At 58.2% G+C, this 25,079-nt stretch carries 31 protein-coding genes and 1 pseudogene; 18 read left to right on the top strand and 14 right to left on the bottom strand.

What is annotated here, in order from left to right:
• Nucleotides 1-211: 211 nt before the first annotated feature.
• Nucleotides 212-467: pseudogene (locus SLH47_RS16880) on the bottom strand (transposase); the annotation flags it as partial.
• A 298-nt stretch (nucleotides 468-765) separates the two neighbouring features.
• On the opposite strand from SLH47_RS16880, the gene SLH47_RS16885 reads away from it, so the two are divergent.
• The gene (locus SLH47_RS16885) at nucleotides 766-2,724 is read left to right on the top strand and encodes a bifunctional 2',3'-cyclic-nucleotide 2'-phosphodiesterase/3'-nucleotidase (protein ID WP_320240997.1); all 1,959 of its coding nucleotides are present in this window, start codon (nucleotides 766-768) and stop codon (nucleotides 2,722-2,724) included.
• Between the two features lie 62 nt (nucleotides 2,725-2,786).
• Here the strand turns inward: SLH47_RS16885 and SLH47_RS16890 are convergent, their stop codons facing one another.
• Nucleotides 2,787-3,392 carry an outer membrane protein gene (locus tag SLH47_RS16890; protein ID WP_320240999.1) on the bottom strand — a complete coding sequence of 202 codons (606 nt, stop codon included), beginning with the start codon at nucleotides 3,390-3,392 and terminating at the stop codon, nucleotides 2,787-2,789.
• A gap of 296 nt (nucleotides 3,393-3,688) precedes the next feature.
• On the opposite strand from SLH47_RS16890, the gene SLH47_RS16895 reads away from it, so the two are divergent.
• Nucleotides 3,689-5,791, top strand: coding sequence for a methyl-accepting chemotaxis protein (locus SLH47_RS16895; RefSeq protein ID WP_320241000.1), 2,103 nt, complete (start codon nucleotides 3,689-3,691; stop codon nucleotides 5,789-5,791).
• Nucleotides 5,792-5,854: 63 nt separating this feature from the next.
• On the opposite strand, the gene rpsU is transcribed toward SLH47_RS16895, so the two are convergent.
• Nucleotides 5,855-6,061, bottom strand: coding sequence for a 30S ribosomal protein S21 (gene rpsU, locus SLH47_RS16900; RefSeq protein ID WP_008231221.1), 207 nt, complete (start codon nucleotides 6,059-6,061; stop codon nucleotides 5,855-5,857).
• A 106-nt stretch (nucleotides 6,062-6,167) separates the two neighbouring features.
• Here rpsU and SLH47_RS16905 point away from each other — a divergent pair, with 106 nt between their 5' ends.
• The 3 genes from SLH47_RS16905 to SLH47_RS16915 all read left to right on the top strand — a co-directional run bounded on the left by SLH47_RS16905 (nucleotide 6,168) and on the right by SLH47_RS16915 (nucleotide 8,395).
• A complete protein-coding gene (locus SLH47_RS16905) occupies nucleotides 6,168-6,854 on the top strand; it encodes a COQ9 family protein (protein WP_320241007.1) in 687 nt (228 codons plus the stop codon).
• 97 nt (nucleotides 6,855-6,951) lie between these two features.
• Nucleotides 6,952-7,935 (top strand): NAD(P)H-quinone oxidoreductase, encoded by a 984-nt coding sequence (locus tag SLH47_RS16910; protein WP_320241478.1) that lies wholly within the window; start codon nucleotides 6,952-6,954, stop codon nucleotides 7,933-7,935.
• Nucleotides 7,928-8,395 carry an NUDIX hydrolase gene (locus SLH47_RS16915; protein WP_320241008.1) on the top strand — a complete coding sequence of 156 codons (468 nt, stop codon included), beginning with the start codon at nucleotides 7,928-7,930 and terminating at the stop codon, nucleotides 8,393-8,395. The genes SLH47_RS16910 and SLH47_RS16915 overlap by 8 nt, the downstream gene beginning before the upstream one ends.
• 58 nt (nucleotides 8,396-8,453) lie before the next feature.
• Here the strand turns inward: SLH47_RS16915 and SLH47_RS16920 are convergent, their stop codons facing one another.
• From SLH47_RS16920 to SLH47_RS16965, 10 genes are all read right to left on the bottom strand, one after another.
• Nucleotides 8,454-9,161, bottom strand: coding sequence for an RraA family protein (locus SLH47_RS16920; RefSeq protein WP_320241009.1), 708 nt, complete (start codon nucleotides 9,159-9,161; stop codon nucleotides 8,454-8,456).
• Nucleotides 9,146-9,841 (bottom strand): alpha/beta fold hydrolase, encoded by a 696-nt coding sequence (locus SLH47_RS16925; protein ID WP_320241011.1) that lies wholly within the window; start codon nucleotides 9,839-9,841, stop codon nucleotides 9,146-9,148. Before SLH47_RS16925 ends, SLH47_RS16920 begins: the two co-directional genes overlap by 16 nt.
• Nucleotides 9,838-10,278, bottom strand: a complete 441-nt coding sequence (gene rnhA / locus SLH47_RS16930; protein WP_320241013.1) for a ribonuclease HI — start codon at nucleotides 10,276-10,278, stop codon at nucleotides 9,838-9,840. The genes SLH47_RS16925 and rnhA overlap by 4 nt, the downstream gene beginning before the upstream one ends.
• A complete protein-coding gene (locus SLH47_RS16935; RefSeq protein WP_320241015.1) occupies nucleotides 10,271-10,867 on the bottom strand; it encodes a class I SAM-dependent DNA methyltransferase in 597 nt (198 codons plus the stop codon). The genes rnhA and SLH47_RS16935 overlap by 8 nt, the downstream gene beginning before the upstream one ends.
• Nucleotides 10,868-11,317 (bottom strand): DUF3429 domain-containing protein, encoded by a 450-nt coding sequence (locus SLH47_RS16940; protein ID WP_320241016.1) that lies wholly within the window; start codon nucleotides 11,315-11,317, stop codon nucleotides 10,868-10,870. It lies immediately after the preceding gene.
• Nucleotides 11,314-11,766 (bottom strand): YdeI/OmpD-associated family protein, encoded by a 453-nt coding sequence (locus tag SLH47_RS16945; protein ID WP_320241017.1) that lies wholly within the window; start codon nucleotides 11,764-11,766, stop codon nucleotides 11,314-11,316. Before SLH47_RS16945 ends, SLH47_RS16940 begins: the two co-directional genes overlap by 4 nt.
• Nucleotides 11,763-12,377: a LysE family translocator gene (locus SLH47_RS16950; protein ID WP_320241018.1), complete on the bottom strand. Its 615-nt coding sequence runs from the start codon at nucleotides 12,375-12,377 to the stop codon at nucleotides 11,763-11,765. Before SLH47_RS16950 ends, SLH47_RS16945 begins: the two co-directional genes overlap by 4 nt.
• 110 nt (nucleotides 12,378-12,487) lie before the next feature.
• Nucleotides 12,488-12,877, bottom strand: a complete 390-nt coding sequence (locus SLH47_RS16955; RefSeq protein ID WP_320241020.1) for a RidA family protein — start codon at nucleotides 12,875-12,877, stop codon at nucleotides 12,488-12,490.
• Nucleotides 12,874-13,824: a 4-hydroxy-3-methylbut-2-enyl diphosphate reductase gene (gene ispH, locus SLH47_RS16960; protein ID WP_320241022.1), complete on the bottom strand. Its 951-nt coding sequence runs from the start codon at nucleotides 13,822-13,824 to the stop codon at nucleotides 12,874-12,876. The genes SLH47_RS16955 and ispH overlap by 4 nt, the downstream gene beginning before the upstream one ends.
• Nucleotides 13,825-13,929: 105 nt before the next feature.
• Entirely contained in the window at nucleotides 13,930-14,502 is a 573-nt protein-coding gene (locus SLH47_RS16965; protein ID WP_320241023.1) for an NYN domain-containing protein, read from the bottom strand.
• Nucleotides 14,503-14,630: 128 nt separating this feature from the next.
• On the opposite strand from SLH47_RS16965, the gene folK reads away from it, so the two are divergent.
• Entirely contained in the window at nucleotides 14,631-15,185 is a 555-nt protein-coding gene (gene folK / locus SLH47_RS16970) for a 2-amino-4-hydroxy-6-hydroxymethyldihydropteridine diphosphokinase (RefSeq protein ID WP_320241479.1), read from the top strand.
• 32 nt (nucleotides 15,186-15,217) lie between these two features.
• Here the strand turns inward: folK and SLH47_RS16975 are convergent, their stop codons facing one another.
• Entirely contained in the window at nucleotides 15,218-15,646 is a 429-nt protein-coding gene (locus SLH47_RS16975) for a cupin domain-containing protein (protein WP_320241025.1), read from the bottom strand.
• A 69-nt stretch (nucleotides 15,647-15,715) separates the two neighbouring features.
• Between SLH47_RS16975 and SLH47_RS16980 the strand changes: the two genes are divergently transcribed.
• From SLH47_RS16980 to recO, 12 genes are all read left to right on the top strand, one after another.
• Nucleotides 15,716-16,333 (top strand): TetR/AcrR family transcriptional regulator, encoded by a 618-nt coding sequence (locus SLH47_RS16980; protein WP_320241026.1) that lies wholly within the window; start codon nucleotides 15,716-15,718, stop codon nucleotides 16,331-16,333.
• Between the two features lie 84 nt (nucleotides 16,334-16,417).
• Nucleotides 16,418-16,771, top strand: a complete 354-nt coding sequence (gene rpoZ, locus SLH47_RS16985; RefSeq protein WP_320241031.1) for a DNA-directed RNA polymerase subunit omega — start codon at nucleotides 16,418-16,420, stop codon at nucleotides 16,769-16,771.
• A gap of 39 nt (nucleotides 16,772-16,810) precedes the next feature.
• Nucleotides 16,811-18,943 (top strand): bifunctional (p)ppGpp synthetase/guanosine-3',5'-bis(diphosphate) 3'-pyrophosphohydrolase, encoded by a 2,133-nt coding sequence (locus SLH47_RS16990; RefSeq protein WP_320241034.1) that lies wholly within the window; start codon nucleotides 16,811-16,813, stop codon nucleotides 18,941-18,943.
• Nucleotides 18,944-18,967: 24 nt separating this feature from the next.
• A complete protein-coding gene (locus SLH47_RS16995) occupies nucleotides 18,968-19,654 on the top strand; it encodes a DUF2062 domain-containing protein (protein ID WP_320241035.1) in 687 nt (228 codons plus the stop codon).
• Between the two features lie 22 nt (nucleotides 19,655-19,676).
• The gene (locus SLH47_RS17000; RefSeq protein ID WP_413785654.1) at nucleotides 19,677-20,426 is read left to right on the top strand and encodes a pyridoxine 5'-phosphate synthase; all 750 of its coding nucleotides are present in this window, start codon (nucleotides 19,677-19,679) and stop codon (nucleotides 20,424-20,426) included.
• 52 nt (nucleotides 20,427-20,478) lie between these two features.
• On the top strand, nucleotides 20,479-20,793 hold the full coding sequence (locus SLH47_RS17005; protein ID WP_320241040.1) for a Dabb family protein: 315 nt from the start codon (nucleotides 20,479-20,481) through the stop codon (nucleotides 20,791-20,793).
• A complete protein-coding gene (gene acpS / locus SLH47_RS17010; RefSeq protein ID WP_320241043.1) occupies nucleotides 20,790-21,191 on the top strand; it encodes a holo-ACP synthase in 402 nt (133 codons plus the stop codon). Before SLH47_RS17005 ends, acpS begins: the two co-directional genes overlap by 4 nt.
• A gap of 53 nt (nucleotides 21,192-21,244) precedes the next feature.
• Nucleotides 21,245-22,096: a signal peptidase I gene (gene lepB / locus SLH47_RS17015; protein ID WP_320241044.1), complete on the top strand. Its 852-nt coding sequence runs from the start codon at nucleotides 21,245-21,247 to the stop codon at nucleotides 22,094-22,096.
• Nucleotides 22,093-22,773 carry a ribonuclease III gene (gene rnc / locus SLH47_RS17020; RefSeq protein WP_320241046.1) on the top strand — a complete coding sequence of 227 codons (681 nt, stop codon included), beginning with the start codon at nucleotides 22,093-22,095 and terminating at the stop codon, nucleotides 22,771-22,773. The genes lepB and rnc overlap by 4 nt, the downstream gene beginning before the upstream one ends.
• Nucleotides 22,770-23,687, top strand: a complete 918-nt coding sequence (era, locus tag SLH47_RS17025; RefSeq protein WP_320241048.1) for a GTPase Era — start codon at nucleotides 22,770-22,772, stop codon at nucleotides 23,685-23,687. Before rnc ends, era begins: the two co-directional genes overlap by 4 nt.
• Entirely contained in the window at nucleotides 23,684-24,010 is a 327-nt protein-coding gene (locus tag SLH47_RS17030; RefSeq protein WP_320241050.1) for a DUF1491 family protein, read from the top strand. The genes era and SLH47_RS17030 overlap by 4 nt, the downstream gene beginning before the upstream one ends.
• Nucleotides 24,011-24,270: 260 nt before the next feature.
• Nucleotides 24,271-24,996, top strand: a complete 726-nt coding sequence (recO, locus tag SLH47_RS17035; protein WP_320241052.1) for a DNA repair protein RecO — start codon at nucleotides 24,271-24,273, stop codon at nucleotides 24,994-24,996.
• Nucleotides 24,997-25,079: the final 83 nt, after the last annotated feature.

Genomic DNA, 25,079 nt, shown 5'->3' on the forward strand with positions numbered 1-25,079 from the left:
CATGTAGATTCTCCAGTTTCATAAACACCGTATCTCGGCGTCCACGAAACCGGCAGCAGGCCAGTCCGACCCTTCACACCCCATCATGTCCGCCGACATCGCCGGGTGTCGAGCACGAAAAGAAGCCTGAACCCTTTCGAGCGTCGCTGATCCTAAGAAGGCCCAAGAAAAGGAATTGACGAAACATGCCCACCTAAAGAAACCAGCGCTACGCGAGTTTCCGATGCACCACTTCGCGGAGCCGCCGCTCTGACCGGATGCCAAAGCAGTACCCAACCAGCAACATCCGGATCAGAAGTTCTGGATCTACGGCCAGTGTGGCTTCAGAAACCTGATAGATGTGCCCGGATGCTACCTAGATCGACGGACCGATTAATCGAGCGCAGAAGGTGATCTTGTGGAAGATGGTCCTTCAGCGAGAACTCGTAGAACAACGCTGCCTGTGCTTCCTGCTTCGGTCCCATCATCGCCACCCCTCCCTACAAGAGAAATTGAAGCAGCGACTTACCTCCCGATCAACTAAAGCTTTTCAACCGAATACCCGCAAAGTGGACATTTAAAGTCGTTAACCCTCCGGTTCTGAACACTCAGCTTCTCTTGAATGCAGCGGTATCACTGCAGAAGGCCAGTTTCGCGGACATGAACCTCTGGCAATGCTGCTTTGCAAGTCAACACCAGGCTCTCATCGGGCAAGTCCATCATCATCAACTTGTGACATCACGCAGCAAGGGTCTAACCTGTCCGTACTGGAGAGGGAGCTTCACAATGCCAATTCAACTGAACCGACGTCATTTCATCGCTGGGTCTGCGGGCCTGATCGCGTTGCATCCGTTTTCGGCCAATGCCGCGCCCAACCAGGCGCATCTGCGGCTGATGGAAACCACGGACCTGCATGTTCACGTCTTTCCTTATGACTACTACGCCGACCGCGCGGTCGATACTGTGGGCCTGTCGCGTACGGCCAGCATCATTCAGGATGTGCGCGCTGAATCAACCAATTCGCTGCTACTCGACAACGGGGACTTCCTGCAAGGGAACCCGATGGGCGACTATATCGCTTATGAGCGTGGCATGGCCGAAGGCGACATGCACCCGGTCATCACGGCCATGAATACGCTGGGCTTTGATGCCTCGACGCTCGGCAATCACGAATTCAACTACGGGATTTCGTTCCTGATGAAGTCCGTCGCGGGAGCGGCTTTCCCCGTTATCTCGTCCAATGTGGTCAAGGAAATGGGTGCCTCCCCCACGGCGGATACAACCCTTGTGCCGCCCTATACGATCCTCGACCGCGAGATTGTCGATGGTGATGGCACCGCGCATCCGATCAAGATCGGCCTCGTTGGCTTTGTCCCGCCGCAGATCATGAACTGGGATCGGAAGCATCTGGAAGGCAACGTACAGGCGCGCGACATCATCGAAAGCGCCCGCGCCTATGTCCCGCGAATGAAAGAGGAAGGGGCTGATATCATCGTTGCCTTGGCCCATTCGGGGATCGGTGCGGCCGACCATGAAGACGGGATGGAGAATGCTGCGATCCCGCTTGCCGCAGTGGACGGGATTGATGCGATCCTCACAGGGCACAGCCATCTCGTCTTCCCATCGTCGAACTACGACGATTGGGCGGGCGTCGACCCCGCCGCTGGCACAATCGGTGGCAAACCTGGCGTCATGGCCGGTTTCTGGGGCAGCCATATGGGCCTGGTCGATCTGCTTCTGGAGCGTGACGGCAATGGCTGGCGCATTCTGTCTCATACATCCGAGGCGCGCCCGATTTCGCGGCGGGAAGAAGACCGGAGCATCACGCCGCTTGTGGGTGACTACCAGCCGGTGCTCGACTCAGTGCAGGATATACACGACGCAACGCTTGCCTATGTCCGGACTGCCGTGGGCAAAACGGATGCCGCGCTGCACAGTTACTTCGCGCTGGTCGCCGATGACCCATCGGTCCAGATCGTCTCCAACGCGCAGATGTGGTACATCAAGGATCAGATGGTTGGCACGGAATATGAAGGGCTGCCCATCCTGTCTGCGGCGGCACCGTTCAAGGCCGGTGGGCGCGGCGGACCGGAATACTTCACAGACGTACCGGTGGGTGACGTCGCAATCAAGAATGTCGCCGACCTCTATCTTTACCCCAATACCGTCCGCGCTGTGAAAGTCACCGGTGCCCAGATCAAGGACTGGCTGGAGCGTAGCGCGGGTATGTTCAATCAGGTCGAAGCGGGGGCAAGCGATGCCGTCCTCTTGAATCCGGACTTCCCCAGCTACAACTTCGACGTGATTGATGGCGTGACATATCAGATCGACTTGTCGCAGCCAGCAAAGTTCGACCGGGACGGGGCCGTGGTGAACCCGGACGCGAACCGGATCATCGATCTGCAATTTGATGGCGCACCCATCGCACCCGATCAAGAGTTTATCCTGGCGACCAACAACTACCGCGCCTCGGGCGGTGGGTCTTTCCCCGGCGCTGATGGTTCAACGGTCATCTTCGAAGGGCCTGATACGAACCGCGACGTCATCGTCCGGTATATTGTCGAGCAGGGCACGGTGAGCCCACGCGCCGACGGCAACTGGTCCTTCGCGCCAATGGAGGGTACGACCGTGATCTTCGAAACTGGCCCCGCCGGTGCGGCCTATGCCGACAGCGTGCCGGGTGTAACAATCGAAGAAGCGGGGCAAAGCGAAACCGGCTTTGCACAGTTCCGCATCACGCTTTGAACAAAAAACCGCGCGGCTGCGAGGGACAGCCGCGCGGTTTCGGCCGTGAGTGGCCTTGGGAGTTAGAATTTGAATGCTGCGCGCAACGCCAAAGACTGCACGTCAAGCTCAACGTCAAGTTCTTCGGCAAAGATTGTATCTGCGACCGAACCGTCAACTTGCCGGTTGGTGAACTCGGCACCCAAAACAATGCTGTCTGTTGCCAGATAGTCTAGCCCGACACCAATGATAAAACCGTCAGCCTCAAGGTCTTCTTGCGCGTCGAGTGAACCAAGATCCACGTCAACCCGGCTAAAGCCCGCTGTGCCATAGGCCATCACACGATCATTCAGGACATAACCGACGCGACCCTTGATATCAGTGGTCAGCGTATCAAGCCCTTCGATCTGAATACCGGCAAGGCCACCATCGGCAGCACTGGTCAACGCGATCTCGCCGCCATAGACAAAATTCCCGCTTTGAATTTGATACCCGCCGAAACCGCCGAAAGCGGTATCTTCTTTTATGCCCAATCCAAGCTCTGTATCACCAAAAACGAGCAGCTCGTCTCCAAATGTTGTTGTGCCGCTAACGCTGTTGATGCTCAAGCCACCATAGGCGCCCGAAAAGTCGGCCAGGCCGGCAGTTGGAATAAGCCCCATCAGCGCAAAAATGGCTGATTTGTTCATGAAATGCATCCGTGGTTCCTTTGTTGCAATGGCGCGCAACGCGCCCAAGTTTGGTCGTGACAAAATTCGAAAGGTGCGACGCGGAAAGGGAGAAAACCCGCGCAAGGTGCTCGATTCGCTCTTGTACGCGCCGATATAGGGAGCAGCCGTGGATGCCAGCGTTTCAGGTAATGTTGAATTTGCGTGGTATTTTCACGTCTTCCTGCCCCTGACAGCGTGACGGTCCTTGGGCTGTTCACGAAGCCTTAGGGGCTTTGTGAAATCACAAGAGTGATACAATTTATTCGGGCAAACCCATGAAACTTCGTTTGGTAATGGTTTTTATCATCGTGCCGCTTTTGGCATTGTCTGCCTACTTTGCGTCCCGCGTATTGGACGATGCAAACAGTCAGACACAAAACGCAGTGCTTGCGGCGGAACAGGCCGCGCAGCAGAGTCACATTAACGATCTGATCCATGAACTTCAGAAGGAACGCGGCTACTCCGCTGGTTTCATTGCGTCATCGGGCGCGAATTTTCGCGGTTCACTGGTTGAACAGCATCAGGCGACGTTAGCGGTTCTACCCATGGCGCTGAACGATACGCCGCTCCTGGTGGAAGAGCGGAGTACCGAATTCTCTCAAGCATCCGCAGCGCTTGACAGGTTGCGCAATATGCGCAGGCAAGTGCTTGAACTGCGCGTAACAGTTCCGGAAATGGCGGGTTACTACACTGCGATTATCAATGATCTTTTGCTTGTTGCCTATCCGCTTAGCGGCGAAGGCGTGGATGGTTCACTAGAGGCGCTGAAGGCCTCAAGGTCCTTGCTTGCCGCCGCGAAAGAGCGTGCAGGTCTTGAACGTGCAATGGGCGCTACGGGCATTGGCGGCGGTTTCTCAACCGAGGTTTACCGGGCATTTCAACAGCATGCTGGTGCGCAGACGGCGCTTTTGCTTGAAACCGCAAAAAGACGCCGCAGCATGGCTGAGCTCGACGCGCTCTATCAGACCCCTGCTTTCACGGCCCTACAGAACGCGCGTGACATCATCTCACGCGGGCACACCACAGGTGACTTCGGCGACCTCACGGCGCCGCAATGGTTTCAGTTGTCAACCGCATGGATTGAAGTTTTGCGCAACGCCGAGATCGCGAAGGCACAGCAAATCGACGTGATCGCGGCAGGTTTGCAAGCGGAAACAGCAAAGGACGAGCGATTCCTTATTTGGTTCGGCATCGCATCGATCCTGTGTGTTGGGGCATTTGCGATCGGCAGCTTTGAATGGATGATCTGGCGGATCAAACGGCTCACCGTGATTGTCTATGGTTTTGTTGAGGGCGACTTTTCGAAATGGGTTCCCAGCATTGATCGCAAGGATGAAATCAGCCGCATGGCCCGCGCTATTTATCATTTCAAGCAGGAAACGCTGGCCATGCGGCGCGAAGCCGAAGAGATGAAGGCGAGTGATGAGGCCGAACTCAATGCAAAACATGGTAAGGTCGTGGAACTCGTTACCGAAGGGCTTGCCGCGCTTGCACAGGCTGACCTGACCTGTCATTTCGAACAGCCGCTTGATACGGAATATGACACCATTCGCAGCGACTTTAATGCCGCCTCGGATCGGTTGCGTTCGGTTTTGCGCGCTATTGCAACGACCATTCGGCAGCTTGATGCCTCTTCCCACAGCATGAAGTCGTCAGCCGTTGATCTGACAAAGCGCTCCACCGAACAACTGGAGACGATTCAGGACACGACCAACAAGGTGACAGACTTGTCGTCCGAGGTTGAGGTGTTCGGTCAGGAAATCCAGTCAGCAACCTCACTCGCCGGCAATGCGCGCACCGCAGCCACGAAATCGGCTGATCTGACACAAAGCGCTGTTGAGGCGATGGGGCGCATTCGTTCCTCATCTGATCAGATCGGCGCGATTATCGAAATGATTGAGGATATCTCATTCCAAACGAATCTTCTTGCGCTGAATGCCGGTGTCGAGGCGGCACGCGCGGGCGCTGCAGGACGCGGGTTTGCCGTTGTTGCCTCTGAGGTGCGCGCATTGGCGCAGCGGGCCAGTGACGCCTCGCTTGAGATCAAGACACTGGTCGACGAAAGCCGGGTCCACGTTCAGGAAGGCGGCACGCTCGTGGACGAAGCGGGTGCAGCGCTGCAAGAGATTGTGCAAGAAATCATGCAAGTGGACGATGTGCTGGGGAGTGTCGCAACACGCTCTGAAAGCCAGATTGGTAGCCTGCGGAGCCTTTCATCAGCGATGAATCTGATCAACGATCTGGCCGGAAAGAACATGGTGATGGCCGACGATACCAGTACCGCGTCGGAAGATATCGCCCAACATGCCGAGCAGCTTGCCGCGCTGATTGACGATTTCAAGTTGCAAGAGGGTGCCCCAGTCACCCGCGCGGCATAAAATAAACCCCCGCCTGATCGCTCAGCCGGGGGTATGATCGTCGCGCCAATCGCGTGAGCCGCTTTACAGCAAACCTTCGCGCTGCAGCTTTTTCCGCGCCAGCTTACGCTGACGGCGGATCGCTTCGGCCTTTTCGCGTGCTTTGCGCACCGACGGCTTTTCGAAATGCTGCTTTAGCTTCATTTCACGAAACACGCCTTCACGCTGAAGCTTTTTCTTCAGAGCACGCAACGCCTGATCGACGTTGTTATCACGAACACTTACCTGCATGTGGTTGACACCACCTTTCTAAGTTGGATTTGCAAAAATTGCAGGAAGTGGGCAGATAGCAAACACGGGCTATTTTGTCCAGTGCCATTGGACGAGAGAGGATGTCATGCCAAGCGATCCGATCAAAGAGCAACTTCTCGACGCAATCCTGCCGCATGTGGCATTTGATGGCTGGTCACCGGCAGCTTTCTCTGCAGCCATCCAGGACACCGGCCTCGGCCGCGCCGCTGCCGAGGCGGCCTGTCCGCGCGGGGCGGTGGACCTTGCGGTTGCATTTCACGAACGTGGGGATACGCAAATGGTGGCTGCGCTTGGTGAGGAAGACCTGACAACAATGCGGTTCCGCGATCGCGTCGCGCACGCCATCCGTCTGCGCCTTGCAGCGATTGATGATAAAGAGGCGGTCCGGCGCGGCATGACGCTGTTTGCGCTCCCCCATATGGCGCCTTTGGGCACGCAGTTGATCTGGGGCACGGCAGATCAGATCTGGACTGCGCTTGGCGACACGTCCACCGATGGCAACTGGTATACAAAACGCCTGACATTGTCCGGTGTCTATGCCTCCGTCGTGCTTTATTGGTTGGGCGATGACAGTCTCGACGGGCAGGCGACGAACGCATTTATTGACCGGCGCATCGCTGACGTCATGCAGTTCGAGAAAGTGAAGGCCCGCGTTAATGACAGTACTATTCTGAAACCTTTCACTACTCCGCTCGCGCGGATCATGGCAGGCATCAAAGCACCCAGCGGCACCCCGCGGGGTGATTTGCCGGGAATCTGGCGCGAACAGTAAGCCGATATGCCCCGTCCATCTTGATCATTTGCCCGATGCAATTTGTGTTTGCCTGCGTCCTGCCGCATAGATGGCTGAAGACGAGAAGGTTATTATGATGAAAGCGATTGAGATTACGCGTCCCGGCGGGCCCGAAGTCCTGAAACTGACGGATAGGCCCATGCCCGAACCCGCGTATGATCAGGTCGTTCTCAAGGTCCATTATGCTGGCGTCAATCGCCCCGATGCGCTGCAACGCGCGGGGCTTTATGACCCACCCAAGGGTGCGAGTGACCTGCCCGGGCTTGAGGCTGCAGGCGAGGTCGTGGCGGTTGGCGCCGGTGTGACCTCACCGAAGGCCGGTGATCGGGTCTGCGCACTTCTTCCCGGTGGCGGTTATGCGGAATATGTGGCGACACCTGCCGTGCACTGCCTCCCGGCGCCGGGTGGCATGTCGTCAAAGCGGGCGGCGTGCCTTCCCGAGACTTTCTTTACGGTCTGGTCCAATGTCTTCATGCGCGGTGGTCTGAACGCGGGAGAGCGGTTTCTCGTCCATGGCGGTTCATCAGGGATTGGCACCACAGCGATCCAATTGGCGCGCGCAAAGGGGGCGCGGGTCTTCACCACCGCCGGATCGGACGAAAAATGTGCCGCTTGCCGCGATTTGGGGGCTGAGATCACCATCAACTACAGAGAGGACGACTTTGTTGAAAAAGTGAAAGCCGAAGGCGGTGCAGATGTCATCCTTGACATGGTCGGCGGCCCCTATATGCAGCGCAACCTCAAAGCACTCGCTGACGATGGCAGACTGGTCCAGATCGCATTTCTGCAAGGGATGAAAGCCGAACTGAACATGGTCCAACTCATGACGCGGCGGTTGACCTTCACCGGATCAACCTTGCGCCCGCAAACTGACCTGGCCAAGGCGCGTATCGCGGATGAGCTGCGCGCGCATGTCTGGCCATTGCTCGCCAATGGTCAGATCGCGCCGGTCATGGATCAGGAATTCGCGCTGGCCGATGCATCCGCAGCGCATGCACGGATGGAAAGCAGCGCGCATATCGGAAAGATCGTGCTCAAGGTCAGCGAGGACGATGGCTGACCTTCCGATCCAGTCCTTCTCGGTCTCGTTGGTCATTTTGCGGGAAGTGGCGGGAGAGGCCGAGGTGCTGCTTTTGCAGCGCAGCGCCACACTTATGGGGGAATGGTGCCAGGTCACCGGCACGATTGAAGCAGAGGAAACAGCCTGGCAAGCCGCATTGCGTGAGATGCGCGAGGAAACGGGGCTGAGCCCGCTGCGGCTCTACTCTGCCGATATCTGCGAGCAGTTTTACGAGCCGCATCGCGACGCGATTACACTTGTGCCGGTTTTCGTAGCCTTTGTGGATTACGACGTCGAGATTGTCTTGAACCCGGAACACAGCGGCTACAAATGGGTGAGCCTTGACTGGGCCGAGGACATGGTGGCCTTCGGCGGCCAACGACGTGTACTGCGGCACGTAAAACAGGAATTTGTTGTGCGCGACGCCAATGAAGCACTGCGAATTCAGCTGCCTTCGTAGTTTCGCGGTTCCTGCCCAACCAGCTTGCCCAACATCTGCAGCAATGGGGCTTGGCGCCTCAGGTCCGCGCCCTTTCAAAGTCTGCCCAGGCGGCCAACAGCTTTTCAAGATCAAATCCCGGTTCTTTTGCCGGGCCGAGGATGATCTGCTCCCCCGCCCACATCTTTTCAATTGCGGCTTTCAGATCAGGGATGACGTCCGGCGGGATGATCAAAGCGCCGTGTCGGTCGGCATGGACGAGATCGCCTTGTTGTACCTGCAATCCGAACACTGTCACAGGTGTACCCAGCTCGCGAACATGTACGAAGGCATGAGACGGCCCTATTGATCCAGCGACCACCGGGAACCCTGCGGCCAGATCACCCAGATCGCGCATCACGCCATTCGTCAGCGCGCCGTTCAGGCCGAGGCCCTTATGCACATTTGTATGAACCTCGCCCCACCAGGCGCTGACACAATGGGGAAAGTCCACATCTTCGATCACCGCTATGGTTGGACGGGGCCCCGCGGCCATGGCGCGAAAGTAATCCAAACGGCGCGCGCGGATCACATCGGGGGCATCATTCGGCGGTTCGCGTCCTGCGATCTTGGCCGTTCGAGCAAAGCCCACCATGACCTCACCGGGTGCCGAGCATTGCATGGTGCCCTTGGTGAAGGCATCAAACCCACGTTTGCCCTGCGCCACTTCGATCGCGTTGCAGACGGTTGGCGTATCAACCCGTTGTAAGAGTGCAAGAAGGTCGTCGGGGATTATCGGGTCAGCCATGCGCCAATCGCCTCGTTCGTTGCATCAGGTTGTTCCAGCGTCGGAAGATGCCCTGCGCCCTTGATCACCGTCAGCGTAGAGCCGGGAACAAGTTCGTGCATCAGCGTATGGCGATGCAGTGGGCAGAGCGCATCATCCTTACCACACAGGACCAAGGTTGGCACGGTGATGCGGCGTAACGTGTCTTGCTGATCGGGGCGGGACTGCAAGGCGCGAGATTGGGAAATGAACGCCTTTGGGCCGAGTGTTTCCGCCATGGCCATGCAGAGATCGAGGATCGCGCCTGTGTTCGGACCATCGGTCAGGTAGTTGGGCTTCATCTCGTCACGCATCACAGTGCGCAATCCCCCTTCGCGAACCTTTGCAATCTGCGGCTCGCGCCGCGCGGCAATGGCTGGGTCTTCGGCTTTGGGGTTTGTGTCCAGCAGCGCCAGACGGGTGACCCGTTCCGGCGCCTGGCGGATCACCTCCATCGCGACGATGCCGCCCATGGACAGGCCTGCAAGCGCAAAGTGTGGCGGCGCGTGGGCCAGCACCCCTGCCGCGATCTCTTCCACTGTTTCATGCAGTCCAAACGGCGCCACCATGACCGGACGAGTGGCCGAAAATACGGCCAATTGCGGGCCGTAAAGTCGTGCGTCGCACATCATGCCCGGCAGGAAAAGCAGCGGCGCACTCATTTGAAGGGCGCCATGCCTGCGCGCGCAAGCTCATCCGCGCGCTCATTTTCCGGATGGCCCGCATGCCCTTTCACCCATTCCCATGTCACATCGTGACGGGCTGCGGCCGTATCCAGGCGCTGCCAGAGCTCAACATTCTTGAGCCCCTTCTTCGTCCAGTTCTTTGCCTTCCAGCCATGGATCCACTTTGTGATGCCATCCATCACATACTTGCTGTCCGTCACGACAGTGAGCTTTGTCGGACGCTCCAGTGTCTCAAGTACGGTGATCGCGGCCATCAGTTCCATACGGTTGTTGGTGGTCTCAGCCGCACCGCCTTTCAATTCCCGCTCTTTCAACACCCGGTCACCATCGCGTGCGATCAGCAACGCGCCCCAGCCACCGGGGCCGGGGTTGCCGGAACAGGCGCCGTCGGTATAGGCAAAAAGCTCAGCCACGCTTGCGCGCCCGCATGATCACAAAGGGATCGACGGTGCCCGCAGAACCACGCTCTTCGCCTTCTTCAACCGCGATAACGTCAAACCCGGCGCCTTCCAGCAAACCGTGTAATTCAGGGATCGTCACATAGGTGTACTTACGATCAATCCTGTCGCGTTCTTCCCCTGTCCCGACCTTCATACCGATATGAAACACGCCCCGATCGCGCAGTGCGGTTGCGATGGCGGCCAGATGTCGGGGCAGATCAGCGCGCGGTGCGTGCAAGAGCGAGAAGTTCGCCCAGACCCCGTCATAGGCCGCAACCATATCCAGATCGTCGAAGGTCAAATAGCGGGCACTGATATCATGCGCCTGATTGGCAAGATCAATCAGCCCTTGCGAGGCATCAACAGGGTCAGGCCGAAATCCCGCCGCCCGCATGTGAACCGAGGCGATGGCAGGCCCGCATCCAAGGTCTAGCACCGAAGCGCCTTTTGGCAGAAGCGCCATAAACTCCTGCAACCGATCACTTGCGGAACCGGTACGCACCAGTTCTTCGTATTCTGCGGCGGCATTGTCATACCAGGCGATTGTCCGTTCATCGACCATTCAGATCACCAACGGCAGGAATGAGGCAACGACAATCGCCGTAAGCAAGACCCGCAAATGCATCCACCATGGTGGAGCGAGTTCCAGTTTCCAGAAATGCCAATCCAGCAGCAACAAGGCCAGAAATCCGACAATCAGGTTGACTGCGCTCGAAGCGGGACCGGCACCAACCATAAAAAATGCCCATAGCGCCGGAATGACCGATAGAACGTACCCTGCCGTCGCAGCCCGTCCGGTTGCTTTGGTCGCAAAACCCCACAATACGCCAGACATGAATGCAAGTATGATCACTCCGTATTGCAAACCGACAAAATAGCCGGAAAATCGTGGTCCTAGGTTCATCAGGCCCCATTGATTCAATGCCGGCGATAGAACCGTTGCAGCACCCCACAGAAACGGGATCAGCCCGGCGAGGCCAAGTATCAGTGCGGAGCGGGGGATTGTGTTCATGTCAGATCAGAAATCAGTTTGGCGATGCGTTTGGCGCGGGTTTCGGCTCGTTTGGCCGTCTTGATCTGGTGCAAGAGGCCGCGCTTTTTGCCCGGGGTGAAGGCCTCCCAGGTTGCTGTCATATCTGCCTCTCTGAGGGCGCGCATTACGTCCTCGGGCGTGTCAACGCTATCGTCTGCCTTGCGCAGCCGCACCTCAAGCCGGTCGCCGGGTGTGATGCCGATTTCGTCCAAAAGCGACTTCCCGGCCCAAAGAAAGACCTGATCAATAACGGGCGCCTTGGTCAGCGCCAGATTAACCGGATGATCGTTGATCTCTCCCTCCACACGCTTTGCCCGTTCGGATTGGAGCGCGGCGGCGATCTCATCTGGCAAAGGCAGGACGGTGTAGGTCGACTTGCCCCACGGCATTGGAACGACCTCGCCTTCAAACGTGTGATAGTCGCTCATGCCTTTTCAAAAGCAAGCCGAAGGCCAAGTGCCGCAAATATTGCAGCAAAGGAGCGATTGAGCCAACGCATCACCGCCTCACTGCGCAAGAGCCAGTCACGAGCAAATGCTGCGAAGACGCCGTAAAGCACGAAGATCACAAAAGTCAGCGCCATGAAGATCGCACCAAGCAAGACCATTTCGGCGGTGACCGTTGCGGGGTTGCCCGACAGGAATGGTGGCAACAATGCCAGAAAGAAGATCGACAGCTTGGGGTTCAGGATATTGATGAGTGCGCCGCGTATCGCGATTTTGACCATTGGGGTGGATGTCGTCTCACCGCGAACGGCAAGCGCGCCGTCGGCCTTCAGCGCTTGCCATGCGAGGTAAAGCAGATATGCGACACCCGCAAACTTGACGATCTGAAAGAGCAAAGCGCTGGTATGGAGAAGTGCGGCCAGGCCAAGCGTTGCTGCCGCCAGATGCGGAACGATCCCGAATGTGCAGCCGACGGCGGCAGCAATGGCCGCGCGGCGCCCTTGGCCAAGTCCCAGCGCAAGCGTGTAAATCACACCCGTCCCGGGGGCGATACAGACCACAATCGCGGTCAGAAGGAATTGCAAAGATATCATAGGCGACAGCCTAGCGTGGTTTCGGCGGGGCGCAATTCTTATCATAAGAATTGGGTTCAAATCCTTTGTGAAAGGATTTGGCACAGATTTTTCTGAAAAAACTGCGTGGCTCAATCCACGCGTGCGATCACCCGGATTTCGACCAAAGCGCCATTGCGGCGTAATCCTGCAACCTCGACAGCAGTCCAGGCGGGGTGGGGCGGCTTGACATATTGCGCATGCACAGCGCTAAACGCATCAAAATGCGCTTCAAGATCAACATGGTAACTCGTCATCTCGACGACGGCGCCAAAGTCCAAATCTGCCGCTAGGAGCAAGTCGGTAATCTTTTGAAAGGCAGCGTGAAATTGCGCCTCGGGGTCGTCCGGTATGGTCTGGTCGGGGCCGCTGCCCGTCATGCCTGTCAGGAAAAGATGTCCGTTCGAGATGATCCCGGGCGACAGCTTGAGCGGAATATCGGCGGCTGACACCCCTTGAGGATAAATGGCGCGCTGGGTCACGCGGGCTCTCGCAAGACCCGCGGCACTTTGAATTCCACATTCTCTTCCGCAGTGACGACCATTTCAACTGTGACGTCATAGCGCGCACGAAATGCCTCAATCACCTCATTGATCAGTACTTCAGGGGCGGATGCGCCCGCCGTGATGCCGACCGACCCGATGCCGTCAAGTGCGCGCCAGTCGATATCGCTGGCGCGCTGCACCAATTGTGCGTAAGCGCAGCCCGCGCGCGCGCCGACCTCAACCAGCCGTTTGGAGTTTGACGAATTCGGTGCACCCACGACCAGCATCGCGTCGCATTTTGGCGCCATGGCCTTGACCGCCTCCTGCCGATTGGTGGTGGCATAGCAGATATCTTCTTTATGTGGTCCCACGATTGCCGGGAAGCGTGCCTGCAGTGCTGCAACGATGTCTGCCGTGTCATCAACCGAGAGGGTGGTCTGCGTCACAAAAGCCAGCCTTTCAGGGTCGCGCACAGCGACCGTGGCCACGTCTTCAACTGTCTCAACCAGCAGCACCTCACCTTCGGGCAATTGTCCCATCGTGCCAACGGTTTCGGGATGGCCTGCGTGACCGATCATGATCATTTGCAAACCGTTATCGGCGTGGCGCTGCGCCTCGATATGGACTTTGCTGACAAGTGGGCAGGTGGCGTCGACATAGACCATCTGTCGCGCTTGTGCTGCAGCGGGAACGGATTTGGGCACGCCATGGGCTGAGAAGATCACCGGCCTATCGTCAGGGCATTCGTCAAGTTCCTCGACAAACACAGCACCTTTGCCGCGCAAGTCGTCGACCACGTATTTGTTGTGAACAATCTCGTGCCGCACAAAAACCGGCGCACCCCATTTTTCGAGCGCCATTTCAACGATCTTGATCGCACGATCAACACCGGCACAGAACCCGCGTGGTGCCGCAAGATAGAGGGTCAGCGGTGGTTTGTGCATGTCAGCCTCCGGTCAACTCAGTCTAGAGTTAAGGAGTCGCTGCGCCAAGGTCCAGCACGCGTGCCCGTGGCGCCTTGGCACAGGCACCACGATAAGGGCCGCGCCCTAGCTTTCCTCGGTTACTTCTTCTTGCGTGTTGACCCGTGGCTCGCGCGCCGGGCGACCGACCACGTCGCGCAATTCATCAAGTTCGATGAAGTTGTCAGCCTGCCTGCGCAGCTCGTCTGCAATCATTGGCGGCTGGCTGCGAATGGTCGAAACGACAGAGACACGCACGCCTTTGCGCTGCAATGCCTCGATCAGCGGGCGGAAATCACCGTCGCCGGAAAACAGCACGACGTGATCGACATATGGCGCAAGCTCCATCGCATCGACGGCAAGCTCGATATCCATGTTACCTTTGACCTTCCGGCGGCCCATGCTGTCGGTGTATTCCTTGGCCGGTTTCGTGACCATTGTGAAACCGTTGTAGTGCAACCAATCCACGAGTGGCCGGATCGGCGAATACTCATCATTTTCCAGCAGTGCCGTGTAGTAAAAAGCTCGCAACATCTTGCCACGACGCATAAACTCTTGACGCAACAGTTTGTAGTCGATGTCAAACCCGAGTGACTTTGCAGCGGCATAGAGGTTCGAACCATCGATGAAGAGCGCTAAGCGCTCGTCCCGATAAAACATGCAATGTATCCTTCCAAATCCCGTCCTGCATTTCTGACATGCTGAGTGGCTTGCATCATGCAAAACATTCGTTACCTTAGCTTTTTCCCCAAAACTGGCAAGTAGCGAATATGACTCAGTTCGGCGATATGGCGCTCATAGCATTGGGAAGCAACGAGAAATCGCCATGGGGTGACCCGACGGAAACGGTAAATCGAGCCGTGGAATTGCTCGAATTGTCGACCCAAGCTCCCCTAATGAGAAGTCAACTCTATGTCACACCGGCATTTCCCGCCGATGCAGGCCCCGACTTTGTAAATGCAGCGGTTGCGATGAAGACGACCCGGACCGCGCAAGACATCCTGCAGCTCCTGCATCAGATCGAAGGGCAGGCCGGGCGCATTCGCAATGCTCGTTGGACAGAACGGACCCTTGATCTTGATCTGATCGCACTGGGCGACAGGGTTTTGCCGGACCCCAAAACACATGCGTATTGGCGCAACCTGTCGTTGACGGAACAGCAGGATCAGGCGCCTGATGAATTGATCCTGCCGCATCCCCGTCTGCAGGATCGGTCCTTTGTCCTTGTGCCGCTGGCCGATATTGCCGCTGACTGGCGCCATCCCTTGCTGGATAAGACGGTCAAAGAGATTCTTGCCGAACGCGATGCGCACGATATCGCATCTGTCGTCGCCATGACATAGGTGGCCCCTCGAACGGGACCGCCTTGCTGTCATTATTCGGAGAAGTCCGTTGCCGAGGGGCCGGAGCCGATTTCGAGGATGCGAACATCACCGCTTCGCGCGACCATGTAGTGTACCGTGCCCGCGGGCGTAAGCGCGACACTGCCTGCGGGAAACTCTTGTTCATTGGCGGGGTTAACCGTGTCGCCCGTACCAAGATACATGGTCCCTTCTATGACGACGGACAGCCTGTCATCATTGTGATGATGCGGCGGAAAGACCGCGCCTGCGCCCAAGACGGAGTTTGCGGCGTAGAGCCCCTCTTGATCAAAACGCCCGGTTAGAAATGCCGCCGAAACATCCTCGAATTGCGGATGCGGGTTGAGTGTCATGTCGGTGAGCGTCATTTTTTCGATGTCTTGCGCATAGGCAGAGCCAGCGAGCACGGCCACTACGACAGCGGTTTTCCATTGGCGAAGCATGGTAATTTTTCCCTTTCGGACTATTTGTGAACTCAGCAATACATAAATCGATGCTAGAATAAAATACTGATGAGTTCACAAATAAGAGATCAAACGAAACCCGAGCGTGGCAGACCGCGTGGTTTTGAAGAAAAGACCGTTCTTGATGGCCTCACGGACACGTTCTGGCGCAAGGGGTTTGCGGATGCGTCCTTGGATGATCTGAGCCAGGCGACAGGTGCTGCCCGCGCGAGCCTTTACAAGTTTTATGGTGACAAGGCCGATCTGCTTGTCGTGGCGCTTGACCATTATGCTGAACGCTTTGATTTACGCGTGCAGGCGGCGATCGCAGAAAATGAGACCGCACGCGAAGCCTTGCACCAGGTTTTGCGGGCCAGTGCGGAAAGGCTGACAGACACAGCAGCCCCGCCCGGATGTTTGCGCTGTCGGACGACACTCGAAATGTCTCAGGTGGACCCGCGCATCGATGCGGCAATCGCCCGTGCCAATCACGCCTTTACGTTGAACATGGCCCGTCTTCTGGCTATGGACGCAGACTTGGCTGAGCCGCCACGGCCTCTGGCCCAGCATGCGGCTTTTCTGACGGCAATTGTGAATGGCATGGTCGTGTCTGCCGCAGCAGGGACAGATCGCGCCACGCTCTATGCGATTGTGGACACGACGATTGGGGCGATTACGACCGCTTGACCCCACGAATACAGGGCTTGTCAATGCCCTGACAACGCTCTAAATAAGCGGCTTCTGACCCCATTTGCATGTTGGAGTACGTCCATGGCCCGCGTCACTGTCGAAGATTGCGTCGATAAAGTTCCCAACCGGTTTGAGCTTGTGATGCTTGCTGCACATCGTGCGCGTGAGATTTCCGCAGGCGCCCCAATCACGGTGAACCGCGACAACGACAAGAACCCTGTCGTGTCCCTGCGCGAGATCGCAGAAGAGACCCAGCAGGCCGACGATCTGCGCGAGCGCATGATTGAGGCGAACCAGACCCAGATCGAGGTTGACGAACCGGAAGAGGACAGCATGTCGCTTCTGATGGGTGCCGAAACGGACAAACCCGTCGAAGACGATATGTCCGAGGAAAAACTGCTGCGCGCGCTGATGGATGCGCAAGGACAGCGATAAGGCCGCAACCCCGGCCTGATATGGATAGGCGCGGACCCCATGACGACGGCTGATGATCTGATCGCGACGGTCCGCACCTACAATCCCAACACCAACCAACCGCTCCTGAACGATGCTTTCCTCTTCGGCGCGGAAATGCATGACGGACAGTTCCGCCATTCGGGTGAGCCCTATTTTACCCATCCGGTGGCCGTTGCCGAAATTCTCGCCGGTCAACAGATGGATGACGCCACCATCGTAACCGCCCTGCTGCATGATACGATTGAGGATACCAAGGCTTCCTACGCACAGGTCGAAAAGCGCTTCGGACGCGAAATTGCTGATCTTGTGGACGGCGTCACGAAGCTGACAAACCTGCAGCTGACCTCGACACAGACCAAGCAAGCCGAGAACTTTCGTAAGCTCTTCATGGCGACCAGCCGCGATTTGCGGGTAACGCTCGTCAAACTCGCGGACCGTCTGCACAATATGCGCACGATCAAGTCGATGCGCCCTGAAAAGCAGGCGCAAAAGGCACGCGAGACGATGGATATTTTCGCACCACTTGCGGGCCGTATGGGCATGCAATGGATGCGTGATGAGCTCGAAGACCTGTCCTTTCGGGTGCTCAACCCCGAAGGCCGCAACTCGATCTTGCGCCGTTACATCACCTTGCAACGCGAAACAGGCGATGTGGTGCAGAAGATCACCGCCGACATGCGGGTCGAACTGGAAAAGGCGGATATCGAGGCCGACGTGCAGGGTCGTGCCAAAAAGCCCTACTCGATCTGGCGCAAGATGCAGGAAAAGGATCAGGGTTTTTCGCGCCTCTCTGACATATACGGCTTTCGGATCATCACCGCGACCGAGGCGGATTGTTATCGCGCTCTTGGCGCCATCCACCAGCGTTGGCGGGCGGTACCCGGTCGATTCAAGGACTATATCAGCCAGCCGAAATCCAACGGCTACCGCTCAATCCACACCACGGTCTCTGGTCGTGACGGCAAACGGGTAGAGGTGCAGATCCGCACCCGCGAAATGCATGAAGTCGCCGAAACCGGCGTGGCCGCCCATTGGTCTTACAAAAACGGCGAACGGGTCGAAAACCGCTTTGCCGTTGACCCAGTCCACTGGATTTCATCGCTGACAGAACGGCTTGACGACGATCAGGATCACGAGGATTTCCTCGAAGCCGTAAAGCTTGAGATGTATACCGACCAGGTCTTTTGCTTCACGCCCAAGGGTGATGTGATCAAGCTGCCGCGCGGGGCGACCCCGATTGATTTTGCCTATGCCATCCACACGCGGATCGGATCAGCCTGTGTGGGGGCAAAGGTGGACGGGTTGCGCGTACCGCTCTGGACCCGTCTGAAAAACGGCCAATCGGTTGAGATCATTACCGCGGAGGGTCAGACACCTCAGGTCACATGGATCGACATCGCCGTCACGGGGCGCGCCAAGACGGCGATCCGCCGGTCCTTGCGCGAAGAAGACCGCGAACGCTTCATCCGCCTGGGTCGCGAATTGGCGCGTGTGGCGTTTGAGAATGTCGGTAAGAAAAGCACCGACAAGGCCCTGCGCCTTGCGGCCAAAGCCCTCGCCGTCGACGGTTTAGAGGAGTTGCTGGCCCGGCTGGGCAGTGCTGAGATCACGGGGCGTGAGGTTGTCCGCGCCATCTATCCTGAACTTGAACAGCAGCATGGGGACGAGATCGATCAGGGCCGCGCGGTCATCGGCCTCTCACCCGATCAGGTGCAGCATCGCGGCGCCTGCTGTCAGCCCGTGCCGGGTGAGCGGATTGTGGGCATCACCTTTCGCGGCCACGGCGTCGTGGTTCACTCTATCGATTGCGCCGCCCTGGCCGATTACGAAGACCAGCCCGACCGCTGGCTCGACTTGCATTGGCAGGAAGGCACGCATAGCGCGGTCAACACCGTCACCTTCGATGTCACAATCGTCAACGCATCCGGCGTGTTGGGACGTATTTGCACATTGATCGGCGAGCAGAACGCCAATATCTCTGACCTGAGGTTTATCGATCGGAAACCTGATTACTTTAGGCTTTTGATCGACGTGGATTTACGGGATGCGGAACATTTGCACCGGGTGATGACCGCACTTGAGGCGGAAGACAACGTGTCGTCCATCGTGCGTTATCGCGATCCAGGTTTGGCGAGTGCAGGGCGCGGTTAGTCGCGCAGGTAAGGATAACGCGCAGTGGTGTTCAAACGCAGGGATAGACGGGCGATCTGGCGGGTCGTCTTCGACTTCTTCTATCCTCGCGGCGGCTGGGCGCGGGCTGCGCAATATGTCAAACACAGGCTGCGGCGGCTGCCCGACACACCGGAAAAGATCTCGCGCGGGATCGCGGCGGGTGTCTTCACAGCCTTCACGCCCTTTTACGGGCTTCACTTTATCTGCGCTGCGATTATCGCGCGGCTGATGGGCGGGAATATCCTTGCCGCACTTCTCGGCACGTTCTTTGGCAACCCGTTGACGTACATTCCCATCGGAGTCGCGTCGCTTGGTACGGGCTACTGGCTCTTGGGGCGGCCGTTCAACGCTGCATTATTCGGCGTTGGGCGCGACCTTGAACCGGGCTATTGCTCGTTGGGATGCCGATTTGGAAACGCGTTCTCGGATATCTGGCACAACTTCCTGGCCATCTTTACGCCGCGCGTCGCTGATTGGCATGGGCTGGCAGAGTTTTATCACGAGGTGTTTTACCCCTATCTGATCGGCGGTCTGATACCCGGCGTGATTTGTGGTGGCGTCTGCTATTACCTCTCGGTGCCGGTGATCTCGGCCTATCAGATGCGGCGCAAAAAGGCGTTGCAGGCCAAGCTCGAACAGCTCACCAAAAAAACCATTTCAGTGGATGACGACGGCGCATCAACGTCCTAGGTTCGCTTGCGAAGGGGGACGGATGATGACCACAAAGAAACTGCGTCTCGGTGTGAATATTGACCATGTCGCCACCGTGCGGAACGCGCGCGGCGGGGCGGTGCCTGACCCGGTGCGTGCCGCGATCATGGCCGAAGAAGCGGGGGCTGATGGCATCACCGCGCATCTGCGCGAAGACCGGCGCCACATCACGGATACCGACATCGAAAAGCTGATGGAGGCGCTGGAAGGGCCGCTCAATTTTGAGATGGCTGCCACTGCCGAGATGCAAAAGATCGCCTTGCGCCACAAACCGCATGCCGTCTGCATTGTGCCCGAAAAGCGCGAGGAGCGCACAACCGAAGGCGGGCTGGAGGTCGCGCGCGAGGAAAACGCGCTTGCGCATTACATCGCCCCCTTGCGGGATGCGGGCTGTCGCGTGTCGATCTTTATCGCTGCCGACCAGCGCCAGATCGAAGCGGCCCACCGGATCGGGGCCGAGGTGATAGAACTGCACACAGGCGCCTATTGCGACGCCCACGCCGAAGAGCGCTTCGAAGAGCGCGATGAGGAGTTGAAAAAACTCACCGACATGGCCGCCTTTGCTGATGATCTCGGGCTTGAGGTCCATGCCGGGCACGGCCTGACCTATGGCTGTGTTGGTCCCGTCGCCGCTCTGCCGCAAGTGGTTGAGTTGAACATCGGCCATTTCCTGATTGGTGAAGCCATCTTCCGCGGCCTCGGCCCCGCCATCGCAGAGATGCGCACCATAATGGATGAAGCGCGTGGTTAGATGAGGCGCGTGTCGCTCATAGAAATCAACCGTTCTATCGGAAAGGTGCACCATGATCCGTCATATTGTCCTGCTGAACCTTAAGGATGACCACGATGCAGCGGAGCTCGAGGCCATCCTTGACCAACTCGCCGCATTGGTCGGTGTCCTGCCCGGTTTTTCGGCGTTTGAACACGGGCCGAACCGGGATCTTGAGGCAAAGTCGCAAAACTACCCCTACGGCTTTATTGGGACATTTGAAGACACCGATGCCTTGCAGACTTACGCCGGCGATGCGCGCCACAGCGCGCTTGGCGCGCGCTTGGTCGATTTGTGTGTCGGCGGGGCGGATGGCATCATGGTCATCGACCTTGAGGTGCCCGGATGATCCTCGGCGTTGGCACCGACCTTGCCAATATCGAACGGATCGCGGGCACGCTTGAGAGGTTTGGTGACCGTTTCCGCAATCGGGTCTTCACCGAGGTTGAACAGCGCAAGGCAGAACGACGGAAGGATGTGGCCGGAACCTATGCCAAGCGCTGGGCCGCGAAAGAGGCCTGTTCCAAAGCTTTGGGCACCGGCCTGCGCATGGGCATTTCGTGGAAGGATATGGCCGTGTCTAATCTGCGCACCGGTCAACCCGTCATGGCCGTCACCGGTTGGGCAAAGGACAGGCTGGATCAGATGACACCCGAAGGGCACGAAGCCATCATTCACGTAACGTTGACCGATGATCACCCCTGGGCACAGGCCTTTGTAGTGATTGAGGCGCGCCCCATCGCTTGACAGGCGCAGTCCACCACCGCATGTACCCTTGAAAACCACTAAAGGATCAGGCAATGGCCGAAAAATCTGGGTTTATCGGCGGCATTGTCGAAACGGTCAAAACTATCTTTTGGGCGCTTGTGATTGCGGGCATCTTTCGGACCGTTTTCTTTCAGCCGTTCTGGATTCCGTCGGGCTCGATGAAAGACACCTTGCTGATCGGTGACTTCCTGTTCGTCAACAAGATGGCTTACGGCTATTCCTACGCGTCATGCCCGTCGATCCGCATCCCGCAATTAGGTCTCGACCTGGGCGCTGATGACTTCTGTGGCTGGTTCGAAAACCGGGAGGATCGGCTCTTTGGCTCTGACCCGGAACGCGGTGATATCGTGGTATTCCGTCACCCTGTCACCGGCATGGATTTCATCAAAAGGCTTGTGGGCTTGCCTGGTGACCGTGTTCAGATGCAAGGCGGGCGGCTTTACATCAATGATGCGCCTGTTGAGGTGGCGGATGCCGGTGTCTTCACCGAAATCATGCAGCCGCAGGGCCCGCTCCGTCTCCGGCCGCGCTGCGAAAACAGCCCCGTTGGCGCGGGTGCGGAATGTATCAAAAGCCGCCAGATCGAAACGCTGCCCGGCGGCACCACACACAATATCCTCAACATCATCGACCAACCCGCGAGCCGCCTGTCGACCGATGACACTGGCGTCTTCACCGTGCCGGAAGGCCAGTTCTTTTTCATGGGCGACAACCGCGACAACTCCAACGACAGCCGCGTGCCGCAAACCCGCAATGGTCTTGGTTTTGTGGAGCGCAAGGACCTCGTCGGTCGGGCTGATCGCGTGATGTTCTCATCCGCAGGCCGGTCCATGTTCGCCTTCTGGACATGGCGTGGTGATCGCTTCTTCAAGGCTCTCGAGTGAAGCTCTCCGCCGACCTATCCGCCTTTTCTGACCGGCTGGGTTATCGATTTGCACGGCCTGATCTTCTGGTGCGCGCGGTCACCCATTCCTCGATCACCAGCCCCCATCGTGACGATAATCAGCGACAGGAATTTCTGGGGGACCGCGTGCTGGGCCTCGTGATGGCCGAGGCTTTGCTCGACGCCGATCCAAACGCGCCCGAAGGTCTACTCGCCCCGCGCTACAACGCCTTAGTGCGACGGGAAACCTGCGCGGATGTCGCCCGCCAGATTGACCTCGGCGCGGTCCTGAAACTTGGCCGGTCCGAGATGAAATCAGGTGGTCGCCGCAAAGAGGCGCTGCTGGCTGATGCAATGGAGGCCGTGATCGCCGCAATCTATCAGGACGCTGGGTTCGACACCGCGCGGAAGGTCGTGCTGAAATTATGGGGCAAACGCATCCACAATGTGGCGGACGACGCCCGCGACGCCAAAACAGCACTCCAGGAATGGGCGCAGGCCCGTGGCGAGGTGCCGCCGCAATATGTCGAGATCGCCCGCACTGGACCGGACCACCAGCCGATGTTTACGATTGAGGTGCGGCTGGCCTCCGGCCCCACTGAACAGGCAAGTGCCGGTTCAAAACGGCAGGCCGAACAGGCCGCTGCCGATGCGATGCTCAAGAAAGTGGATACATGAAAGAAGGGACAACCAAGGCAGGCTTTGTGGCCCTGATCGGAGAGCCAAATGCAGGCAAATCCACGCTTCTGAACCATATGGTCGGTGCAAAGGTTTCCATCGTCACGCACAAGGTGCAGACCACGCGCGCGCGCATTCGCGGGGTTGCGATGGCGGGCGATGCGCAGTTGATCTTTGTCGACACGCCAGGCCTCTTCAAACCGCGCCGCAGGCTCGACCGCGCGATGGTGGCCGCCGCCTGGGGCGGAGCGGCGGATGCCGATGTGGTGGTGCTGATGATCGAGGCGCATCGCGGTATGACCGACGGGGTAAAAGCAATTGTCGAAGCATTGGCTGAACGGGCGGGGGATGCACCTGTGGCACTCGCGATCAACAAGATCGACAAGGTGAAATCGGAGAGCCTGCTCGCACTGACGAAGGAAATGAACGACGCTTACCCCTTTGCCGAGACATTCATGATCTCCGCCGAGAAGGGGCATGGATGCGACACGCTCAAGGATTGGCTCGCCGCGCAGGTACCGGAAGGACCGTTCCTCTACCCCGAAGATCAGATCGCCGATCTGCCCATGCGCATGATCGCGGCAGAGGTCACGCGCGAAAAGCTGACCCTGCGTCTGCATCAGGAACTGCCCTACGAACTGACTGTCGAGACCGAAAACTGGGAAGAGCGCAAGGACGGCTCGGCCCGGATTGATCAGCTGATCTACGTGGCCCGCGACGGGCATAAGGGGATCGTGCTGGGTAAAGGGGGCGAAACGGTCAAGGCCGTCAGCCAGGCCGCGCGTCTCGAACTCGAAGAATTCCTGGGCCGTCGCGTGCATCTTTTCGTCAAGGTCAAGGTCCGTCCGAACTGGCTGGAAGAGGCGGAACGGTATTCCGAAATGGGCCTTGATTTCAAAGATGGCAACGCTTGAGACTGACCGCCGAGATCTGGGTCTCAGCGTACCTCACGCGCTTGCGCCTGAAGGACATCCCGGCCTTCATCGTCAAGCGCGGCGACGGCACGGCGGGGGCGGTGCTGGTCAAACTCAACACGCTTGACGGGCGGGCCTGTTGTTTCCAGCGCAGTTTCGATCTGATGACCGGCGCACGGCAATGGGTCGTCCTGACCGAAGGGGACGAGGCGGAGGTGGATGCCTCAATCACCAAACAACGGGGTTTCGATCCGGATCTGTGGGTGATTGAGGTCGAGGACAGGCAGGGCAGGCATCTTTTAGATGAACCGGGGCTTGAATAACTTTTATGCCTCCGGCGGGAGTATTTGGGGCGAGATGATGATCACCTCACCCCAGTGACAAACTCGCGCTTATCACCTCGCGCGGCCATCGGCTCTCCAGCCTGTGCCGTGATCTCACTCTGATCCCGCGTGGTTAACAACCCCTTATCATCTCGCCCCAAATACTCCCGCCGGAGGCATCCGAGATTCTCCGCGCGCGCTGCCGCTTGCATCTTTCGATGCCGCGGCAGAAGCTGTGATAATGTCTCAGGTCAACAGATATGATTGAGTGGTCGGATGAGGGCGTCTTGCTCGTCACGCGCCCCTTCGGAGAGACCTCGGTCATTATCGAGGTTTTTAGCGAAAACCATGGCCGCCATGCGGGTGTTGTCCGCGGTGGCACCAGCCGAAAGGTGGCGCCAATCCTGCAGCCGGGCGCGCAACTCTCCGTGACGTGGAAAGCGCGCCTCGACAGCCATCTGGGGTCGTTTACCGTTGAACCCGTGCGCAGCCGCACGGCGGCGATGGGGGACAGGCTTGCGCTTGCGGGGTTGAATGCAGTCTGCGCGCTTTTGGCGTTGGTCTTGCCCGAACGCGAAAGCCACCCCACGCTTTATGCCCGCACGATCAATCTGCTGGATTTGCTTGGCCAGACCGATATCTGGCCGCTCGCCTATCTGCGGTGGGAGCAGGCGCTGCTGGAAGAGATGGGCTTTGGCCTTGATCTCTCTGCCTGCGCGGTGCGCGGTGTGAATAACGATCTGATCTATGTGTCACCCAAGTCGGGGCGTGCGGTCAGCCGTGACGGGGCCGGGGAATGGGCGGATCGGATGCTCCCATTGCCGCCAGTACTCGCCGGGCAGGGGGAGGCGACGAATGCCGAGATTGTCACGGCGTTGGGCACGACGGGCTATTTCATCGAACATCGCCTGATCAAAAGCCTTGGTGATAAACCCATACCCAGTGCGCGTGCCCGTTTGGTCGACGCAATAGGGCGTCTGAGGTAGCGTCGGGGTTTGGATGTGGATCGGGACAAGCGCGTAGCGCGCCGATCCATCGACAGGCCGCTCCACCGGTCTGTCGATTTGGC

Source organism: Cognatiyoonia sp. IB215182 (genome assembly GCF_033963905.1).
Taxonomy (GTDB): Bacteria; Pseudomonadota; Alphaproteobacteria; order Rhodobacterales; family Rhodobacteraceae; genus Yoonia.

Bases quoted from the DNA above. Each gene is read 5' to 3' on its own strand.
- SLH47_RS16885 (WP_320240997.1), top strand. From the start codon at position 766: ATGCCAATTCAACTGAACCGACGTCATTTCATCGCTGGGTCTGCGGGC.
- SLH47_RS16890 (WP_320240999.1), bottom strand. From the start codon at position 3,392: ATGAACAAATCAGCCATTTTTGCGCTGATGGGGCTTATTCCAACTGCC.
- SLH47_RS16895 (WP_320241000.1), top strand. From the start codon at position 3,689: ATGAAACTTCGTTTGGTAATGGTTTTTATCATCGTGCCGCTTTTGGCA.
- rpsU (WP_008231221.1), bottom strand. From the start codon at position 6,061: ATGCAGGTAAGTGTTCGTGATAACAACGTCGATCAGGCGTTGCGTGCT.
- SLH47_RS16905 (WP_320241007.1), top strand. From the start codon at position 6,168: ATGCCAAGCGATCCGATCAAAGAGCAACTTCTCGACGCAATCCTGCCG.
- SLH47_RS16910 (WP_320241478.1), top strand. From the start codon at position 6,952: ATGAAAGCGATTGAGATTACGCGTCCCGGCGGGCCCGAAGTCCTGAAA.
- SLH47_RS16915 (WP_320241008.1), top strand. From the start codon at position 7,928: ATGGCTGACCTTCCGATCCAGTCCTTCTCGGTCTCGTTGGTCATTTTG.
- SLH47_RS16920 (WP_320241009.1), bottom strand. From the start codon at position 9,161: ATGGCTGACCCGATAATCCCCGACGACCTTCTTGCACTCTTACAACGG.
- SLH47_RS16925 (WP_320241011.1), bottom strand. From the start codon at position 9,841: ATGAGTGCGCCGCTGCTTTTCCTGCCGGGCATGATGTGCGACGCACGA.
- SLH47_RS16935 (WP_320241015.1), bottom strand. From the start codon at position 10,867: ATGGTCGATGAACGGACAATCGCCTGGTATGACAATGCCGCCGCAGAA.
- SLH47_RS16940 (WP_320241016.1), bottom strand. From the start codon at position 11,317: ATGAACACAATCCCCCGCTCCGCACTGATACTTGGCCTCGCCGGGCTG.
- SLH47_RS16945 (WP_320241017.1), bottom strand. From the start codon at position 11,766: ATGAGCGACTATCACACGTTTGAAGGCGAGGTCGTTCCAATGCCGTGG.
- SLH47_RS16950 (WP_320241018.1), bottom strand. From the start codon at position 12,377: ATGATATCTTTGCAATTCCTTCTGACCGCGATTGTGGTCTGTATCGCC.
- ispH (WP_320241022.1), bottom strand. From the start codon at position 13,824: ATGCACAAACCACCGCTGACCCTCTATCTTGCGGCACCACGCGGGTTC.
- SLH47_RS16965 (WP_320241023.1), bottom strand. From the start codon at position 14,502: ATGTTTTATCGGGACGAGCGCTTAGCGCTCTTCATCGATGGTTCGAAC.
- folK (WP_320241479.1), top strand. From the start codon at position 14,631: ATGGCGCTCATAGCATTGGGAAGCAACGAGAAATCGCCATGGGGTGAC.
- SLH47_RS16975 (WP_320241025.1), bottom strand. From the start codon at position 15,646: ATGCTTCGCCAATGGAAAACCGCTGTCGTAGTGGCCGTGCTCGCTGGC.
- SLH47_RS16980 (WP_320241026.1), top strand. From the start codon at position 15,716: ATGAGTTCACAAATAAGAGATCAAACGAAACCCGAGCGTGGCAGACCG.
- rpoZ (WP_320241031.1), top strand. From the start codon at position 16,418: ATGGCCCGCGTCACTGTCGAAGATTGCGTCGATAAAGTTCCCAACCGG.
- SLH47_RS16990 (WP_320241034.1), top strand. From the start codon at position 16,811: ATGACGACGGCTGATGATCTGATCGCGACGGTCCGCACCTACAATCCC.
- SLH47_RS17000 (WP_413785654.1), top strand. From the start codon at position 19,677: ATGATGACCACAAAGAAACTGCGTCTCGGTGTGAATATTGACCATGTC.
- SLH47_RS17005 (WP_320241040.1), top strand. From the start codon at position 20,479: ATGATCCGTCATATTGTCCTGCTGAACCTTAAGGATGACCACGATGCA.
- acpS (WP_320241043.1), top strand. From the start codon at position 20,790: ATGATCCTCGGCGTTGGCACCGACCTTGCCAATATCGAACGGATCGCG.
- lepB (WP_320241044.1), top strand. From the start codon at position 21,245: ATGGCCGAAAAATCTGGGTTTATCGGCGGCATTGTCGAAACGGTCAAA.
- era (WP_320241048.1), top strand. From the start codon at position 22,770: ATGAAAGAAGGGACAACCAAGGCAGGCTTTGTGGCCCTGATCGGAGAG.
- recO (WP_320241052.1), top strand. From the start codon at position 24,271: ATGATTGAGTGGTCGGATGAGGGCGTCTTGCTCGTCACGCGCCCCTTC.